Origin of the sequence: Shewanella corallii, from assembly GCF_023349125.1 — a bacterium.
In the GTDB taxonomy this organism is placed as follows: domain Bacteria; phylum Pseudomonadota; class Gammaproteobacteria; order Enterobacterales; family Shewanellaceae; genus Shewanella; species Shewanella corallii.
Genome location: NZ_JAKIKT010000009.1, coordinates 88,503 through 105,397, shown reverse-complemented (window position 1 = coordinate 105,397; position 16,895 = coordinate 88,503). Strand labels below are relative to the sequence as shown.

The 16,895-nt window shown below is 50.3% G+C and carries 16 protein-coding genes; 12 read left to right on the top strand and 4 right to left on the bottom strand.

The annotated features are described in order from the left end of the window. Positions 1-22 precede the first annotated feature (22 nt). Positions 23-292 carry a hypothetical protein gene (locus L2725_RS19430; protein ID WP_249250484.1) on the top strand — a complete coding sequence of 90 codons (270 nt, stop codon included), beginning with the start codon at positions 23-25 and terminating at the stop codon, positions 290-292. A 53-nt stretch (positions 293-345) separates the two neighbouring features. On the opposite strand, the gene L2725_RS19425 is transcribed toward L2725_RS19430, so the two are convergent. Beyond that, a complete protein-coding gene (locus tag L2725_RS19425; protein ID WP_115137064.1) occupies positions 346-606 on the bottom strand; it encodes a DUF2999 family protein in 261 nt (86 codons plus the stop codon). A gap of 196 nt (positions 607-802) precedes the next feature. Between L2725_RS19425 and L2725_RS19420 the strand changes: the two genes are divergently transcribed. Together L2725_RS19420 and L2725_RS19415 are read left to right on the top strand one after the other, a co-directional pair. Then, on the top strand, positions 803-1,807 hold the full coding sequence (locus tag L2725_RS19420; RefSeq protein WP_249250483.1) for an AraC family transcriptional regulator: 1,005 nt from the start codon (positions 803-805) through the stop codon (positions 1,805-1,807). A 247-nt stretch (positions 1,808-2,054) separates the two neighbouring features. Beyond that, complete coding sequence (locus L2725_RS19415; protein ID WP_249250482.1) at positions 2,055-4,655, top strand: hypothetical protein; 2,601 nt, start codon at positions 2,055-2,057, stop codon at positions 4,653-4,655. Between the two features lie 88 nt (positions 4,656-4,743). Here the strand turns inward: L2725_RS19415 and L2725_RS19410 are convergent, their stop codons facing one another. Next, positions 4,744-4,992 carry a DUF3297 family protein gene (locus tag L2725_RS19410; RefSeq protein ID WP_248937339.1) on the bottom strand — a complete coding sequence of 83 codons (249 nt, stop codon included), beginning with the start codon at positions 4,990-4,992 and terminating at the stop codon, positions 4,744-4,746. A 124-nt stretch (positions 4,993-5,116) separates the two neighbouring features. Beyond that, on the bottom strand, positions 5,117-5,581 hold the full coding sequence (locus L2725_RS19405; protein ID WP_249250481.1) for an MBOAT family O-acyltransferase: 465 nt from the start codon (positions 5,579-5,581) through the stop codon (positions 5,117-5,119). A gap of 271 nt (positions 5,582-5,852) precedes the next feature. On the opposite strand from L2725_RS19405, the gene L2725_RS19400 reads away from it, so the two are divergent. The 3 genes from L2725_RS19400 (at position 5,853) to L2725_RS23420 (ending at position 7,443) form a co-directional block, all read left to right on the top strand. Further along, positions 5,853-6,278, top strand: coding sequence for a hypothetical protein (locus tag L2725_RS19400; protein WP_249250480.1), 426 nt, complete (start codon positions 5,853-5,855; stop codon positions 6,276-6,278). A 274-nt stretch (positions 6,279-6,552) separates the two neighbouring features. Continuing rightward, a complete protein-coding gene (locus tag L2725_RS19395; RefSeq protein ID WP_249250554.1) occupies positions 6,553-7,083 on the top strand; it encodes a GNAT family N-acetyltransferase in 531 nt (176 codons plus the stop codon). Positions 7,084-7,128: 45 nt separating this feature from the next. Continuing rightward, positions 7,129-7,443 carry a hypothetical protein gene (locus L2725_RS23420; RefSeq protein ID WP_487392539.1) on the top strand — a complete coding sequence of 105 codons (315 nt, stop codon included), beginning with the start codon at positions 7,129-7,131 and terminating at the stop codon, positions 7,441-7,443. Between the two features lie 297 nt (positions 7,444-7,740). Here L2725_RS23420 and metH read toward each other — a convergent pair whose 3' ends face one another. Further along, the gene (gene metH / locus L2725_RS19390) at positions 7,741-11,472 is read right to left on the bottom strand and encodes a methionine synthase (RefSeq protein ID WP_249250479.1); all 3,732 of its coding nucleotides are present in this window, start codon (positions 11,470-11,472) and stop codon (positions 7,741-7,743) included. A gap of 216 nt (positions 11,473-11,688) precedes the next feature. Between metH and L2725_RS19385 the strand changes: the two genes are divergently transcribed. The 6 genes from L2725_RS19385 to cobU all read left to right on the top strand — a co-directional run bounded on the left by L2725_RS19385 (position 11,689) and on the right by cobU (position 16,895). After that, positions 11,689-12,327, top strand: coding sequence for a histidine phosphatase family protein (locus tag L2725_RS19385; protein WP_249250478.1), 639 nt, complete (start codon positions 11,689-11,691; stop codon positions 12,325-12,327). A 330-nt stretch (positions 12,328-12,657) separates the two neighbouring features. Continuing rightward, positions 12,658-13,479 (top strand): ABC transporter ATP-binding protein, encoded by an 822-nt coding sequence (locus tag L2725_RS19380; protein WP_249250477.1) that lies wholly within the window; start codon positions 12,658-12,660, stop codon positions 13,477-13,479. Then, positions 13,469-14,524 carry a FecCD family ABC transporter permease gene (locus tag L2725_RS19375; protein ID WP_249250476.1) on the top strand — a complete coding sequence of 352 codons (1,056 nt, stop codon included), beginning with the start codon at positions 13,469-13,471 and terminating at the stop codon, positions 14,522-14,524. Before L2725_RS19380 ends, L2725_RS19375 begins: the two co-directional genes overlap by 11 nt. After that, on the top strand, positions 14,517-15,572 hold the full coding sequence (gene cobT, locus L2725_RS19370) for a nicotinate-nucleotide--dimethylbenzimidazole phosphoribosyltransferase (protein WP_249250475.1): 1,056 nt from the start codon (positions 14,517-14,519) through the stop codon (positions 15,570-15,572). Before L2725_RS19375 ends, cobT begins: the two co-directional genes overlap by 8 nt. Beyond that, entirely contained in the window at positions 15,553-16,335 is a 783-nt protein-coding gene (locus L2725_RS19365) for an adenosylcobinamide-GDP ribazoletransferase (RefSeq protein ID WP_249250473.1), read from the top strand. Before cobT ends, L2725_RS19365 begins: the two co-directional genes overlap by 20 nt. Further along, positions 16,332-16,895: a bifunctional adenosylcobinamide kinase/adenosylcobinamide-phosphate guanylyltransferase gene (gene cobU, locus L2725_RS19360; protein ID WP_249250472.1), complete on the top strand. Its 564-nt coding sequence runs from the start codon at positions 16,332-16,334 to the stop codon at positions 16,893-16,895. The genes L2725_RS19365 and cobU overlap by 4 nt, the downstream gene beginning before the upstream one ends.

Here is a 16,895-nt window from a genome sequence, read left to right as displayed (position 1 = left end):
AAATGGAACATCAGGGGACCAGATGAAAACACAACTTGAGGCTGAACTGGCGGCAGTGAAGAAATCCATGCTGATGACTCAGCTTATTGGCTTACCGGGGGCGATTATGTTGGGTTTGGGAGTTTATGGGATTTTTGTTGAGGGTGAGAAGTTTTTGCCTTTTCTTGATGACCCGGTTAACTGTTATGGCTTGCTTGCTGTGGGCGCATTGATCTCCATGTGGGAGGCTATGCGGGTGCTACAACTCAACCGCCGACAACAAGATATCCAGTCCAAACTTGATACGCTTTAAGCATACAAAAACACCCGGCAATGACCGGGTGTTTTGTTAGTGAGTCAGCAGACTTAGCCTTGCTGCTGTTGCATTTTTTCTTTAGCGGCTTCTACTTTGGAGAAGTCCAGACCCAACTCTTCCACTGCTTCTTTAATCAGGGCAGGATTCTGCATAACCTGCATCATCAAAGCCTGCAGCTTTTCAGGTGGCAGACCCAACTGACCCAGAGTCGCCATGGCCATCATAGGGTTTTCAGTCAGGGTCTGAAACAGAGAGTGGATCTGCTCGTCACTGACATTGTGTTCTTTCAACAGGGCAATAATCGGATTCACAATACTTCCTTAATACTCAACTTAATTCGTTCTGAGCAAGATTTTAGCACTACCGTTAAGTGGTGTGTTAGCTCGGGACGTCCCGGGACAATTTTGATGATTTGCCCGATATTGCCCACTGTTTCGTTCGTTTTGTCTATCGACTCGGTAATAACATGCTCTCAAAGGGTCACTGTGATGTTGAGAGGCATACAAGATGGAAGAGAGTCTGATAACTGTCCCCGCTGACACCGTTTGTTCCTTTGTTAATTTCATCCGTCAACACGGGCTGGAGCCTGAAAATGAAATCGATATGTATGCCATGGAGGCACTGTGTCCGGGGCAGACGATTGATGTGGAAATCTATGAGCGCTTAATCAGCTTTGCCCAACAACGGCTCAACAGGCCTCAGCTTGGCTTCGAGTTCGGACAATGCGTCGATGCCGGTCAGTGGGGAATATTGGGATATATTGCCTACACATCATCAACCATCAAGGATGCATTGGAAAACCAGATGAAGTTCCAGTCTCTGGCAGGAACCTGCGGTTTACCCGAACACGAATATGGGGAGCAATTCACGCTGTTGAAGTGGGTTCCTGCTTATCACTGCAGCCACCACGTGGTTGAAGCTGTGGTGACGAGTTGGGTTGCGATGGCAAGACGGCTAACAGCCAAAAATATACCTCTGCGCAGGGTCTGCTTTCAGCACTCAGCTATGGGGTCGCAACAAAGCTATGAAGATTATTTTCAGTGTGAGGTGAGCTTTTGCAGTGACTTCAATGGCGTGGATGTGTGTAATTCGGCGTTTGGTCTGCCACTGAACCAGCATAACCCGATAGTGCACGACTCACTGATCCGTAAGGCGGAAAACATCATGGACAGATTTGTGACCAGCTGTTCGCTGGATGCCATTGTCGGGTTTATTCAGGAGCAGCTTCCTTATGGGGTGCCTGAAATCGAGTCTACCGCTGCAAAATTCAGTATGAGTGTAAGAACCTTGCAACGACGATTGGATGACTATCAGCTTACCTATCGGGAGATTGTTGATCAGGTTCGCCGCAAGAATGCCATTCGTTATCTTGAGAATGCTGACGTCGAGATCCTGCAGGTTGCTCAGCTGCTTGGCTTTGCAGAGCAGAGCTCATTTCAACGGGCTTTCAAGCGCTGGACCGATAAGACACCCAATGCCTTTCGCCAATCATTGCTAACCACCTCTCATTGACCCTGGATGCCATCTCAAATGGCATCTGAAGTCAGTACTCCTTATGCGCGCTTTTATAGGCTGATTACGGGGATAAACATCCTTCAGTTCGGCTGAAAATCATCGGGCTGGGATTTGTGGCGTGCAGTTGGGTCCGTTGTAACCAATAACAAAACGAACTTTTCGTACAAGGGTGTTTTCCCCGCCTTGCAGATACCTGCCAATCGCCAAAAGGCATCAGGCAGCAGTCATTAATAAGGAGATGGGAATGGATAAATTAGGGCAAAGGTTTGTTGCTGCAGCCATAGCCGGAAGTATCGCTGTGGCACATGCCGGTACTGCTGAGAATGGCTTTAATAGCTATGAGGTTAATGGGAGGACAGTTCAAGAGCAACTGGCGGTGAGCGATGGCAGTGTGGCAGAAAACCTGGAGCTTATGTTCTCGGCGTTGGACAGGTCTGAGTTACCTTCTGGTTTTTGGCTGGAGAAAGGGGCACTACTGCATCGGCAATCCATTTTACAGCGTAATGGAAAGGTCCGGGATGATCGCCGGGATTCAGCTAAAGAGGCTGTATTCTCAGATATGTACAGCGAGCTCTTCCAGGCGGCAAAAGAGACTAACCAGCTTCCCTCCCTTGCCGATATTCGACTTCGTACGCAGCGCAATTTCGAGCGCTTTCAGGCTGTGCCTTTGGCAGTCTCATTAGTGAACTATGACTCGATAGACCCTGCGTCACTTGAAGATGGACGCTTGATTGTACGTGACAACAAACTGTACCACCCCCGCGGGGCACAGGCCTATTGGCGTTCAGGATTGTTTGTAAGCGCCGGTGTTACCGGGGTGAGTTCTGCCATGTGCACTAGTCCTAAAATGGTGCTTCCCAGCGATATGCTTATCTCGAATATGAATTATCGCGGCAGTCCAGTATCTCTGCAGTCTGCATCTATTCAGTTCGAAGGCAGCCGTGAAGTTATTTCAGTCAGACCAGACGTGCCTTTTGAACTCCCTGGAGAGGTCCAGAATTTGTCGGGTGCAGGCTTCAATATCACATTGAACACCAGCGCGGGCGTGTTTCATGCAGCCTCTGAAGTTGATGTGTTGCCCTGTGGCATAGGTGATTTGCCTTATCAGCCGCCTTTGCCCCACTGTGATCTTCCCCAAACTGTAGCTACCCATGCTTATGCTGGAGAGTTTGGGCGTCTCAACGCCAGGGTGTATCCGGCATCGGGAGACACAGATGACTGTCATCAGCTTAAGCGGGCGCTGGTGATTATGGATGGCTTTGACATACTCAATAACCGCAATGCCACCACGCTGTGGAATGAGTTTGGTGAAGGCATAGACCGTTTTATTGATTTGGGCTTTGACGTTATCACGCTGGATTATCATGTGGGCAATGACTATATCCAGCGCAATGGGCAGGCGCTCAGAACATTTATGGTGGATACGCTGCCAACGCTTATGGATGCAGCCCCTGACACAACGGACGTGGCTGTTATCGCCGGAAGCATGGGTGCACAGGTGGTGAATTACGGGTTGCGTCATGCAGAGATGAATAGCGAGGAGCACAACACCAGATTATTTATGGCATTTGATACTGAATATCAGGGGGCCAATATCCCGATTGGACTGCAACTTGAGCTCGCGTATCTGGATAGCTTGCCCGGTGATAGTGAGGCATTGGGAGGCTTCATCGATGCCATCAACAGTCCTGCTGCCCGTCAGCTGTTAATGCATCACTACAATTCAGGCTCAGGTACCTATGCTCCATCAGGTCTTTTCAACAGCTTCATGGCTGAGATTCATGGTCTGGGCTTACCTCTGCTGAGTCGCAATGTAGGTGTTGCCAATGGCAGTGGCACAGGTGACAACTTTAACAATGGCCTGGCGGCCAATTTATCCTATGTGGCTGCTTCCGAGGGCGTTAAAAAAATCTATCTGTCAGCCAATACTGACCACAATGGCCGGGTGTTTCATGGCAAGCTCAAATGGCTGGGCATACTACTGTCTGAATGGACATACGATATCTATTCCGGTGCTTTGGCTGACGATGTCAGACCGGGAAGCTTCAGGCACACCCCTATAGATATAGCCGGTGGTTATAACGGCAGCAGTGATTCTATTGGTACCATGACCTATGCCATTGATGAACATGCTTTTGTCCCCACGGAAAGTGCACTGGGTGCCGATTTTGATGATATTTATCATGAAAAGTGTAATTCCCAGCATGCCACTTTAACTGTCGGAAACCTGGAGGTCTTTGAGGCTGAATTGATTGCCATGAGAGATGGTGTCACACCGACTCCCATCGAACCCTGGACAACCCCCTGTGAAGAGCCTGAGCCAGTATTGTGCGCTCAAAATGTTGCATGGTGGGATGGCACCTTTATCTCGCCGACGATTGTTGGTGCCTCATGTAAAGTGGCCAATATACCAACAGGCAAAGTTGGGTTTGTTGAGGGACAGGACTATTACCTGGAAAATGAAGTTGAATGTCCAGGCGCTTCCACTTACGACTTCGTAAACGGTAATTGCAGATTGACTATCGTTCCACCCGGCGGTAATTACAGCAGTGCTTCAGGCAACATTACTATTTACCCGGTAACTGTTCCTGTAGCGGCATTCTGTCCACTGAATACGACAAATATTGCTGGAGGTGATGACTTTGCCAGTTACCGTGTTTGTGAGGTCAATATTCCTGTTGGTTATACACCCGGAGATATTGAACAAGAGGGCGATAGGCTCGTGATAGATATAGGTGACCCTTGCCCAATTGGGACACCGGACTATCCCGGCTGCTGGATGGGTGAGGCGCCTGCAGGCACAGCGCCAACAATTGCGGCTGATGCCTTCTACTACATAGAGTAGCGATCATAGTAAGGTCATAAAAAAGCCCCGTCTCAATGACGGGGCTTAATCTTTTGAATGCTTAGAGCTCAGTAAGTACCTATGCAGGTTACTTGTAGAAAGCTTCTACCTGACCCTTGATGGTCATCAGCAGTGGCTGACCACGGCGGTCCAGTGCCTTTGGAGAGGCGACTTTAATCCAACCTTCGCTGATGCAGTACTCCTCAACGTCAAAACGCTCTTTGCCGTTGATACGGATGCCGATATCGTGCTCAAAAACTTCAGCAATATGGTGTGGGCTGCGTGGGTTGATAGACAGGCGGTCAGGCAGTGCCGGCAGAGATTTAGTATCAGTCATGATAATTATCTTCAATAAATAGAAACGAGCGACATTGTAGGCAATCGCTATAGCTGGCTCAACAGATAATGAGCCTGTCAGCCGGCGCTTGTTAAAGTGGATTCCGCATCTGTGAGCTGAATACTCAGATTGAAGATAAAGAGAGTTGCCCCGAACAAAGCAGATGGGTAACGTAAAAAGTTAATACAATCAGGCTGATGTTGATAAACGTACGAACATTGATGGCCAGGCTCTTGTAGTTAATATTAAATGCGCTGGATAGCACGACCACTAATCCCATTAAGGTGAACCAGGGGGTAAAGAAAAAGACGGGGTGCCATTTGAACAGGGTAACCGCCAGATCGTGCAACGCACCACTGACGGCAAAGGTCAGCAACACTGCCAGCCAGCGGGGCAGAAATTTGACCAACGGGCGCATCACATAACGGGACAGGTAATAGCCCCATATTGGATTCCAGTAGCGCCAGAATTTAGGGAATGACTCCGCTCCCAAAGATCGACTCAGCATTGCCTGTAATGATCCCGGCGCCCCCAAAGGCAGACCATTGCGCCTCTTTACGTAATCCGCCAGTGAACTGGATTTACTCATATTTTTGTCACTTCCATGTTGCTGCATTGCCAGTTTTCCGCTTAACCAGCCTACACAATATCTCACTTAGATGGAGTTTACGCTTTAAAACTCAGTTACATGCCCCCTTCTTATTCAGACCTGAAACTTATGAAGAGAACTGCCATCTCTGTCGGGAGATGCTTTAAAAAGGTCGGAATGTCCTGTATGTATATTAATCATATCGTTTCCTGAGGAATGAACCTGGGAGCGATATTAGATGCAAAGCAATAGGACATGACGGGAGAAAAGGATGCGCGGAGCTGGTGGCAGTAGCGGTGGGCTGGGACACTTTTTTATTGGCCTGACCATGATGATAGTGGGTTTATATTTGTTGCTAAATGCCATCCAGGTGCGCTCCAGCTTCGGTATGGGTATGTCTCTCTACGGCTTCCAGGCGGGGGGATTCAATGTCAGTATCACCACAGGTATGGTGATGGTGCCCTTTATCTTCGGTGTTGGCATCATGTTCTACAACTCAAAAAATCCCATTGGCTGGTTGCTCACCTTTGGCGCCATCGCTGCCCTGCTGTTTGGGGTGATTACTTCAGTACATTTCAGCATGCGCGCCATGACCGCGTTTGATCTGATTGTCATCTTGGTGCTCAGTTTCGGCGGGCTGGGGCTGTTCCTCAGGTCGCTAAAGAACTTTGATAGCACGGCAAGTGAAGTGGATTGAGTCTTTAACTCCTCGATTGAGTTAAGGTGATGTTCTTCATCGACGAATCTATGTCTTTTTCTGCTTTACTTCTCCAAAGCGATACGGAAAAGAGTGATTACTCTTGAACATTGGGCCAAATGAACAGGAAAACGGTAAGTATTGGGTCAGGTAGAACTGTTGAATTTCCTGCTGACGCCAAGCTAAGTATTTTACTGTCATCTTCACCGCCCTTTGTTTCGACGCTAATGGTCGGAAATAAAAATTGATACCAATACTCGAATCCCAAAGAATAGTGCTTCGCCCTTATCGGCAATCGGACGCTAAAAGTGTCCAAAAATTAGCTGGCGCAAGGGTTATTGCTGAGATGACGGCCAATATTCCTCATCCATATTTAGAGGGGATGGCGGAAGATTGGATTTCAAAACATGAGCCGTGGTTCCAAAACAGAGAAGCCGTCGTACTTGCTATTCAGTTTGCTGACACTGGGGAGCACATAGGAGCCATCAGCATTACGCAAATAGATGGCTTGTCGGGAAATTTGGGGTATTGGCTTGGTGTTCCATATTGGGGAAATGGTTACTGCTCGGAAGCTGCTTCTCTTATTGTTAAATATGGCTTCAATGAATTTGGGCTAGACCTTATTTACGCAAGGCATCTACCAGAGAACCTGGCTTCTGGAAAAGTCCTGTCAAAAAATGGTTTCGTATTCAAGGGCGAGGTGTTGATTGGTGGTCGTGAGCTTTTACACTATGAACTACCCATTGGTCAGTGGCAAAACACTAACAAGCACGAGCTTGGGACGCATAGTTCGCCCCAGCAGTGAAGATTATGTAAGTCGTAAGCGTCAAAGGGAAATTGGAGGCTGATAATGTGGTTCGAGTGTAAATGTGGGCATCGAATACATGATATTTCAGACGCTCACCATTATAAGGCTCACATCATTCCAGACAAACAGTGGAATCCGTTGTGGGACGCAGTGGATGATGCTATCGAGAATTCTGGACCGTCCTCTAAAGATAAGGAGCGCGCATGTATGGAGCTTAGATCTAAGGAGTATGGGCGACAGAGTGTTTATCAATGCCCAGTGTGTGGGCGAATCTACTTTGCACTGGGACACGGTGAGATGGTTTGCTTTAAGCCCGAATTGGACTCTACTTCAAAGAAGCTTTTTGATACTGATTAAAAGGCTTTAGTTTTTATGACTAACTTGGCTAGGGAGATGCAAGAAGGCGAATGGCCACGATGTGGCCAGCTTTGAGCGCGAGATAGGGATATCGAGCTGGCAGTTAAACAAGGATGGTTGTTTGCCGCTGTTAATCCCTCTTGACCGGGCCAGGCTGGGCGAGTGTTTGCTTACAGCAAACGTACTCACGCGCGAGAGCCAAGGAAGACGAACTGGCTTTGTGCATGGATGCACATGGCTTCGAGGTTCATTAATAATACCGCGTGAGATTAAGTGAAGTCCTGACTACTCAGAACCTCATTCCACATCATAATCCAAAACCGGTGCCAGCCACTTTTCCGCCTCGGCAACACTCATTCCCTTACGCTCAGCGTAATCTTCCACCTGATCTCTGCCCACATTTGTGACCCCAAAATAGCGGGATTTGGGGTGGGCGAAGTACCAGCCACTGACTGCAGCGGTAGGATACATGGCAAAGCTCTCGGTGATCTTCAAATCAATGCACTCGTCGGGCTTAAGCAGCTCCCACAGCAGGCCCTTTTCAGTATGATCCGGGCAGGCAGGGTAACCTGGGGCAGGACGTATGCCTTTGTACTTTTCGCGGATAAGCGCTTCGTTATCCAGATCCTCCTCGGAAGCATAACCCCAGAATTCTTTACGAACGCGCTCGTGCATGCGCTCGGCAAAGGCCTCTGCCAGACGGTCAGCCAGTACTTTAAGCATAATGGCGTTGTAGTCATCATGGTTTGCTTCAAAGCGCTCAAGATGCTCATCAATGCCATGCCCCGCAGTCACCGCAAAGCCGCCGGTGTAGTCGGCCACGCCAGAGTCTTTGGGAGCGACAAAGTCTGCCAGGCAGAAGTTGTCATTGCCGACACGTTCTATCTGCATACGCAGGTGGTGAGTGGTCATCAGCACCTCTGAGCGAGACTCATCGGTATAGAGCTCAATGTCGTCATGGTTAACGGTATTGGCAGGGAACAGACCAATCACGCCTTTGGCGGTCAGCCACTTCTCATCGATGATGGTTTGCAGCATTACTTTAGCGTCCGCATACAGCTTGCGGGCCTCTTCGCCCACCACTTCATCTTCCAGAATCCGTGGGAAGTGACCATGCAACTCCCAGGCGCGGAAGAATGGCGTCCAGTCGATACGGTCCACCAAGTCTTCAAGCGGGTAGTCGTCAAATACCTGAATGCCCAGCTGCTTTGGCTTAAATGGCGTGTGAGCCTGCCAATCCAGCTGGCAACGGTTTTCCCGTGCTGCTTCAATGGAGACAATCTCTTTGCGCTTGGCCTGAGACAGGCGCTTTTCACGCATTTCGTCATACTCCTCATAGATCGCATCTATGGTGGCTTGACGGGTTTGGTTGTTAATCAGCTTACTGACCATGGGCACGGCACGGGATGCATCTGGAATATAGATGGCGCCATGGGGGGCATGGGGCGCAATCTTCACCGCGGTATGGATTTTAGAGCAGGTGGCGCCGCCGATAATAGCGGGAATGGTCAGACCTTCACGGGTGAAGGCTTTTACATTGTGTACCATCTCATCCAGGCTTGGGGTGATCAGGCCTGACATACCAATAATGTCGACCTTCTCCGTCTTGGCCACCTCAATGATTTTCTCAACCGGCACCATAACGCCGAGGTCGATCACCTCATAGCCGTTACAGGCCAGCACCACGCCAACAATGTTTTTGCCGATGTCGTGGACATCACCCTTCACCGTGACCATCAATACCTTGCCGTTGCTCTGGCCTTCCACCTTCTCGGCTTCGATATAGGGATTGAGGTAGGCCACAGCTTTCTTCATTACCCGCGCCGATTTAACCACCTGAGGCAGGAACATTTTGCCTGAACCAAACAGGTCGCCTACCACATTCATGCCATCCATCAGTGGGCCTTCAATCACATCCAGCGGGCGGCTTGCCTGCTGACGGGCCTCTTCAGTATCTGCATCTATGTATTCGGTAATGCCTTTGACCAGTGCATGCTCCAGGCGCTTGTTGACCGGCCACTCGCGCCAGGCAAGGTCCTCTTTCTTAGGCCCTGCGCTGCCATCACCACGGTACTTTTCAGCGATCTCCAGCAATTGTTCGGTATTGGAGGAGTCTGCCACCGGGCAGGGCAGGTTAAGCACCACGGCTTCAACCTTTTCTTTCAGATCACTATCGATGTCGTCGTAAATCGCCAATTGACCGGCGTTGACAATGCCCATGTCCATCCCCGCCTTAATCGCGTGATACAGGAACACTGCATGAATGGCTTCGCGCACTGGATTATTGCCGCGGAAGGAGAATGAGACGTTGGAGACGCCGCCGGAAATCATGGCGTGGGGCAGGGTACGCTTAATCTCAGCCGTGGCCTCAATAAAGTCCACCGCATAGTTGTCGTGCTCTTCAATACCCGTGGCAATGGCAAAGATATTGGGGTCGAAGATGATATCTTCCGGTGGGAAGCCCACCTGATCCACCAGAATATTGTAGGCGCGGGTACAGATCTCTATCTTGCGGTCGCGGGTATCGGCCTGGCCTGTCTCATCGAAGGCCATGACGATAGTCGCGGCACCATAGCGTTTGATCAGCTTAGCTTGCTGAATAAAGAGCTCTTCGCCCTCTTTGAGCGAGATGGAGTTGACTATGCCCTTGCCCTGAATGCACTTAAGGCCAGCTTCCAGCACTTCCCACTTGGAGGAGTCAATCATCACAGGTACGCGGCTGATATCCGGCTCAGAGGCAATCAGATTGAGGACGGTGGTCATCACCTCCACGCCATCCAGCATGCCTTCATCCATATTGATATCGATGATTTGGGCACCGTTCTCTACCTGATCCCGGGCGACCTCCAGCGCGGTTTCATACTGGCCTTCTTTAATCAGTCGTAAAAAACGCGCTGAACCGGTGACGTTGGTGCGCTCACCTACGTTCACAAACAGGGAGTCCGCTTCTATGGTGCAGGGCTCCAGACCAGACAAACGGCAGGCGACAGGGATATCGGGGGCGATGCGGGGAGCGAAGTGGTCAATGGCCTCGCGGATAACCCGGATATGCTCAGGGGTGGTACCACAGCAGCCACCAACGATATTGAGCATGCCAGCTTCGGCCCACTCACTGATCACTTCCGCCATCTCCTCAGGCGTTTCATCATAGCCGCCGAACTCATTGGGCAGACCGGCATTGGGGTGAGCTGAAATGGCGCATTCACTGATGCGGTGCAGTTCTTCCACATAGGGACGCAGCTCTTTTGGTCCCAGCGCACAGTTCAGCCCCATGCTGATTGGGTTTACATGGCGCAGCGAGTTATAGAAGGCTTCAGTTGTCTGGCCGGTCAGGGTACGGCCCGAGGCATCGGTAATAGTGCCTGAGATCATTACCGGCAGTTTAAAGCCCAAAGACTCGAACACACCTTCAATGGCAAACAGCGCAGCCTTGGCATTGAGGGTATCGAAAATGGTTTCCACCAGAATGATGTCGGCGCCACCCTCAATCAGTGCTGTGGTGGATTCTGTGTAGGCCTCGACCAGGTCATCAAAGTGTACATTACGAAAGCCCGGGTTGTTCACATCAGGGCTGATGGAGCAGGTTCGGTTTGTAGGGCCCAGTACCCCCGCCACATAGCGCTGAATACCCGTTTGGGCAGTGATCTCATCTGCTACTTCCCGGGCAAGGCGGGCACCTTCGCGGTTAATTTCTGCCGACAGCGATTGCATATCATAGTCAGCCATGGCGATAGTGGTAGCGTTGAAGGTATTGGTTTCCAGAATATCGGCGCCAGCCAGCAGGTACTCTTTGTGGATATCCCTGATAAGCTGTGGCTGACTCAGTACCAGCAGGTCATTGTTGCCTTTGACGTCACAATGCCAGTCGCTGAACCTGTCGCCACGGTAATCGGCCTCCTCCAGCTTGTGCTGCTGGATCATGGTTCCCATGGCACCATCGAGAATAAGAATACGTTTGGCCAGTGACTGCTGCAGGGAGTCAAAGACTGCCTGACTGGATTCGAGGGTATGTGGTGTAGGGCTTGCCATGCTTTACTTCCTGTGCGCTGCGCCGCTGCATCTGCAGGCGGTTGTTCATACTCAATAACTTAGTTCAATAGCCTGACTTGAGAGCCAGGGTTATTACAGAAATTGATTTGGACATTTATACGTATAGACGTCCATAATATTCACCTTGAGTGTGCAGGGCAAGCCGGGCGCTCAAATTTTATGAAAACTCATGATGTACAAGAGATTGGAGCTAACATGAGCAGCAGTTTGCGATTGGTGTTTCTGCGTCACGGTGCCTGCGAAGGAGGAAATATTCTGCGGGGTGTGACCGATGTGCCCTTATCCGCTGAAGGAGAAATGCAAATGCAGCGTCGGGCTGACGGTTTGCTATCTCGTTATGGATATCCATCAAGAGTTATTACCTCTCCCCGCATCCGTTGTCGGCAATTTGCCTGTGCCAGAGCGGCTGAGTTTGGCCTGAGTGCTGAGGTGCTTGAGGCCTTTGCCGAGATGAACTATGGCATTTGGGATGGCAAAACATTTGATGAGATATATCAGACCGATGGCGAGGCGTTTGATGCCTTTTATCGGGATCCATGGAGCAATCCGCCGGTAGCTGGGGAAACTATGGAAGCCTTTGAAAGTCGTGTTAAAGAAGCGTTTGAGCAAGTCTGTGACCAGGCGTTTTCAGCATCGAACTTAAGTCCTGGCTCTGAGCCCGTATGGGTCGTGTGCCACGCTGGTGTCATGTTGGTATTGATGGCTCATATTATGGGGCTCCAGCAGCAGGCGGGAATTTTTAATGGCATGGCGCTACCCTATGCCGCTGCCATGGAAGTGACTGTGATACGTCACGATCATAAGTACTGGCCGAGGCTGCATTGGCCCGGTTAGCTCCCCATTATGAACTAACCCAAAGTGATAGTTTGACAATATCTCTGATGCGGGGCAGTCCCCCTAATGCTATTTATTCTTAAAAACAGCATAATGCAAAACTCTTGTAAGACTTTTTGACTAGTTTGCGTCACACACGCAGGTATTCGTTTCAAGGGAATCGGGTTAAGCCCGAACTGTGCCCGCAACTGTGGTGATAGCCTGTCACGTATGGCTATCAGAGTCAGATTACTTGGCGAATATCATTTGAACACCCCGGGCGGGGCCACCCGGAAGGAGCGAGAATGCATAATCAATTATTACTAACCCTCTCTGGTAGGCATCAGACTTATGGTGGCTGATATTCAACATCATGAGCCAGACGTTCTGACAGTGGAGCAACTGTCATGGTCCGCTGCCGGCAAAGCTTTGCTGCGGGAGATCAGTTTTTCTATTCCCCCCGGAAGCATGTTGGGGCTGATTGGACCCAATGGTGCCGGCAAGTCCTCTTTATTGCGCTGTCTTTATCGCTACATCAAAGCGCAACAGGGACGAATTCTACTGGACGGCCGGGATATAGAGAGCTTCAGTGCAAAAGAGTTTGCGCGTTGTGTTGCTGTGGTGCAGCAGGATACGCTGGCGCAAATGGATCTGTCGGTGCGAGAACTGGTCAGCATGGGTCTGACTCCTCATAAAGGCTGGCTGGAGTTTGACAGTCGGCAAGACAGGCTCAAAGTGTCTGCTGCATTAGAGAAAGTAGGCATGCAGGCGCTGGCGGATAGGACGTTCAACCTTTTGTCCGGTGGTGAAAAACAGCGTGCCCTAATTGCCAGAGCCATAGTTCAACAGCCCAGGTTGTTGATTTTAGACGAGCCAACCAATCATCTGGATATTCGTTATCAAATTCAGATACTCGAGCTAGTACGAAGCCTGGGGGTCAGTGTCATTGCTTCCATTCATGATCTCAATCTTGCCAGTGCCCTGTGCGATAAGTTGTTGCTGCTCAACCGCGGTGAGTTAGTCGCCAGAGGGGCGCCTGAAAAGGTGCTGACAGAGGCGATGATTGCTGATGTATTCGGTGTCTGCTGCCAGATTTCCCCTCATCCTCAACATGGTAAGCCGTTGATCTCCTACTTTTACGGCTACCAGAGGGAGGTTGACCATGGGGGTTGAATGGCGTGAGCAGTCGCTGGCAACGAAATGCAGTTTGCTGATATTTGTTATTTTTGCCTTGTTAACACCATTGCTGGCCACAGGGTTTGGCGCGGTACATCTGTCTATTGAGCAGGTGTGGCAATCTCTGCTGGGTGGTGGGCAGGACCTGACCAGTCGAATTGTACTTGAGCTCAGGTTGCCCAGAATATTGCTGGCCTTTATTGCGGGGGCCGGACTGGCACTTTCCGGTGCCGCACTGCAACTGGCCACCAGAAACCCTCTTGCCGACCCTTATCTGTTTGGCATCTCTTCGGGTGCGTCTTTCGGTGCCATCTGTGTGATGACCTTGTTGGGAGGCAGTTTCTCAGGGCTGTTATCAGGTTCAGAGTTACTTTCCGGAGCCTGGCTCAGTCAACTGACCTTGCCTGTTGGGGCCTTGTTGGGATCTGCACTGTCTGTACTGCTGGTGTTCTCTATGAGCGGTGGCGGTTATCAGATAGAGAGAATTTTGCTTTCAGGCGTCGCGGTGTCATTTATGTTCGCAGCGCTGGGAAGCCTGTTGTTGTATTTTTCTGAGCCACAGGCTGCCGCCGCGGTGCTTTTCTGGACATTAGGCAGTTTTGCCCGGGCCAGTTGGGCGGGACTTTGGTTGCCAGCCCTGGCGGTGGCAGGAGGCTTCGCGGTGCTATTGGCGCTGAAACGATCCTTGCTGGCCCTGTTGGGAGGCGATGAAACGGCTCATACACTGGGAATTAAAGTCCCTTTTTTACGTATGGGTATTTTGTTACTTTGCTCTTTGATGACCGCAGTTTTAGTGGCGACCTGTGGTGGCATAGGGTTTGTAGGGTTGATGATTCCCCATATTGTCAGGCTGTTGGTGCCGGGTGTTCAGTCTTTATGGCTGACGGCTCTGGCTGGCGGTGTGTTTATGGTATGGGTTGATGTATTGGCAAGGACGCTGTTGGATAATCAGGAGCTGCCGGTTGGGGTGATCACCTCGGCACTGGGCAGTTTGTTTTTCTTGTATGTGTTGCGCCGTCGGCGTCAGGTGATCCATGAATAATTACAATATCCATTACCTTAATCACGACCGTGACAAGGATATTCAAACTCGAATCGATCAAATGACCAAACCCCCCGGGGCTTTGGGGGAGCTTGAGGTACTGGCCACACAGTTGGCCAAAATTCAGGGGACTGATGAGCTTAACATCGAGCGTCCTGTGATGATGGTTTTCGCCGCCGATCACGGCATTGCAGCCCATGGTGTATCGATTGCTACCCAGGCTGTCACCCGTCAGATGGTACAGAACTTTATCGCAGGCGGCGCTGCGATCAATGTGTTCTGTCGCCACAATGGCTGGGAACTGGAAGTGGTGGACGCAGGTATACTTGAACCCCTTGATGGCGAAGAGGCCGAAAGCGTCACTATAAGAAGATTAGGGGCTGGTACCCGGGCTTTTCATGAAGCCCAGGCGATGACCCAAAGCCAGATGCAGCAGGGCTTTGAATGGGCAAAAGAGCTGGTGGATAAACACTATCAGCAGGGTACCAATGTGATTGCCTTTGGTGAGATGGGTATAGGCAATACCTCTTCAGCTGCTGCAATTATGTCCGCCATGATGGACCTGGATGTCAGTGTTTGTGTTGGTCGGGGTACCGGGATTGATGACAGTTCGCTGGAGTTGAAAAAGAAACTGATTGCTCAGGCGGTTGCGCTGCACAAACCCAATATGAATAACGCTCTGGACATACTCACCTGTGTTGGCGGCTTTGAAGTGGTACAGATTACAGGAGCGATTCTGGCCGCAGCTGAAAGAGGCATGTTAGTCGTTATCGATGGCTTTATCGCCTCGGCCGCCGCTATGGTGGCAGTCAACATTAATGCTGCCAGCCGTGATTATATGGTGTTTGCCCATGAATCATCTGAGCAGGGGCATCAACTTATGTTGCGCTTGCTGGATGCCAAGCCACTGCTGCGTCTGGGGTTGAGACTGGGTGAAGGAACTGGGGCAGCTTTGGCGTTGCCACTGATTCGGGCGGCGGCTGATTTTTACAATGAGATGGCAAGTTTTGAGACCGCAAAGGTAACCGATGTCAGTGGTAAGGAATGAAGTTGCATTAATCTGGGTTGCGCTGGGGTATTTCACCCGCATACCTGTGCCTCAATGGGTATGGACAGATCAGGATAGACTCAACCGGGCCAGCCGCTACTTTGGGCTGGTTGGTTTTTTGATGGGCGCCGCGAGCGCTCTTGTTTTCTGGCTTTCATCTTTGGTTTTGCCTGGTTCAATCGCTGTATTACTGGCGATGGTAGTCGGCTTACTGCTTACCGGATGCTTCCATGAAGATGGCCTGGCTGATACCGCTGATGGGCTTGGAGGTGGCTGGCAACTGGCTGATAAACTGAGGATTATGAAAGATTCTCGTTTGGGCAGTTATGGCGCATTAGTGCTGTTAATGGCTGTGCTGCTCAAGTGGCAATTGTTGACTGAGCTGGCAAATTTTTCAGTAAATTTCACGGCAACGGCTCTGATCCTTGGTCATACTTTGAGTCGGGTCCTGGCGGCCAGCATGATTTTTACTGAACCTTACGTCCGCGATGATGACAGTAAAAGCAAACCCATAGTGACCGAGCAAAACTGGAATGATTTGTGGGTGCTGTTGACGACGGGAGTCCTGGTTTTACTGCTCTTACCCGTTATGCAGGCCTTGATGTTGTTGATGTCTCTGGTGGTATGTCGCTGGTTGTTGGTGAGATGGCTCAGAGCCCAGTTGGGAGGATATACAGGTGATACGCTGGGGGCATGCCAGCAAATAGGTGAGCTTGTTGTCTATCTCTTATTGGTCGCTCTCTTGATTGGTGGTGGTCAATGATTCATCTGGTGATTGGTGGTGCCCGCAGTGGTAAAAGCCGTTTTGCCGAAGCCAGGGTTGGTGAGTTTGCGGCCCGGGGTTATGAATGTCATTACTTTGCCACTGCACAGGGCCTGGATAAAGAGATGCAACACCGCATTCAAAGACACCAGCAGGACAGGTTAGGTTCAGAAATTTATTGGCATAATCATGAGGTTGGTGTGGATTTGCTGCCTGCGATCCAGCAACTTACCAGCGACAACAGGGTGATTCTGGTTGATTGTTTAACCTTATGGCTTACAGGGCTTTTGTGTGAAGAGCATGAAGAGTACCATAATGAGTCAGATAATCATTCTCACTCACTGATCAGTCAGCACATTGATGCTCTGCAAGAAGCACTTGGACAAGTGCCTGGTGAGGTGATTCTGGTCAGTAATGAAGTCGGTTCAGGAATTGTGCCACTGGGACAACTAAGCCGACAGTTTGTCGACGAAGCCGGACGAATGAACCAGGCCATCGCGGCAATCGCACAAAAAGTCACTCTGGTGGTGGCAGGACTGCCAGTAGAACTAAAAGGATAA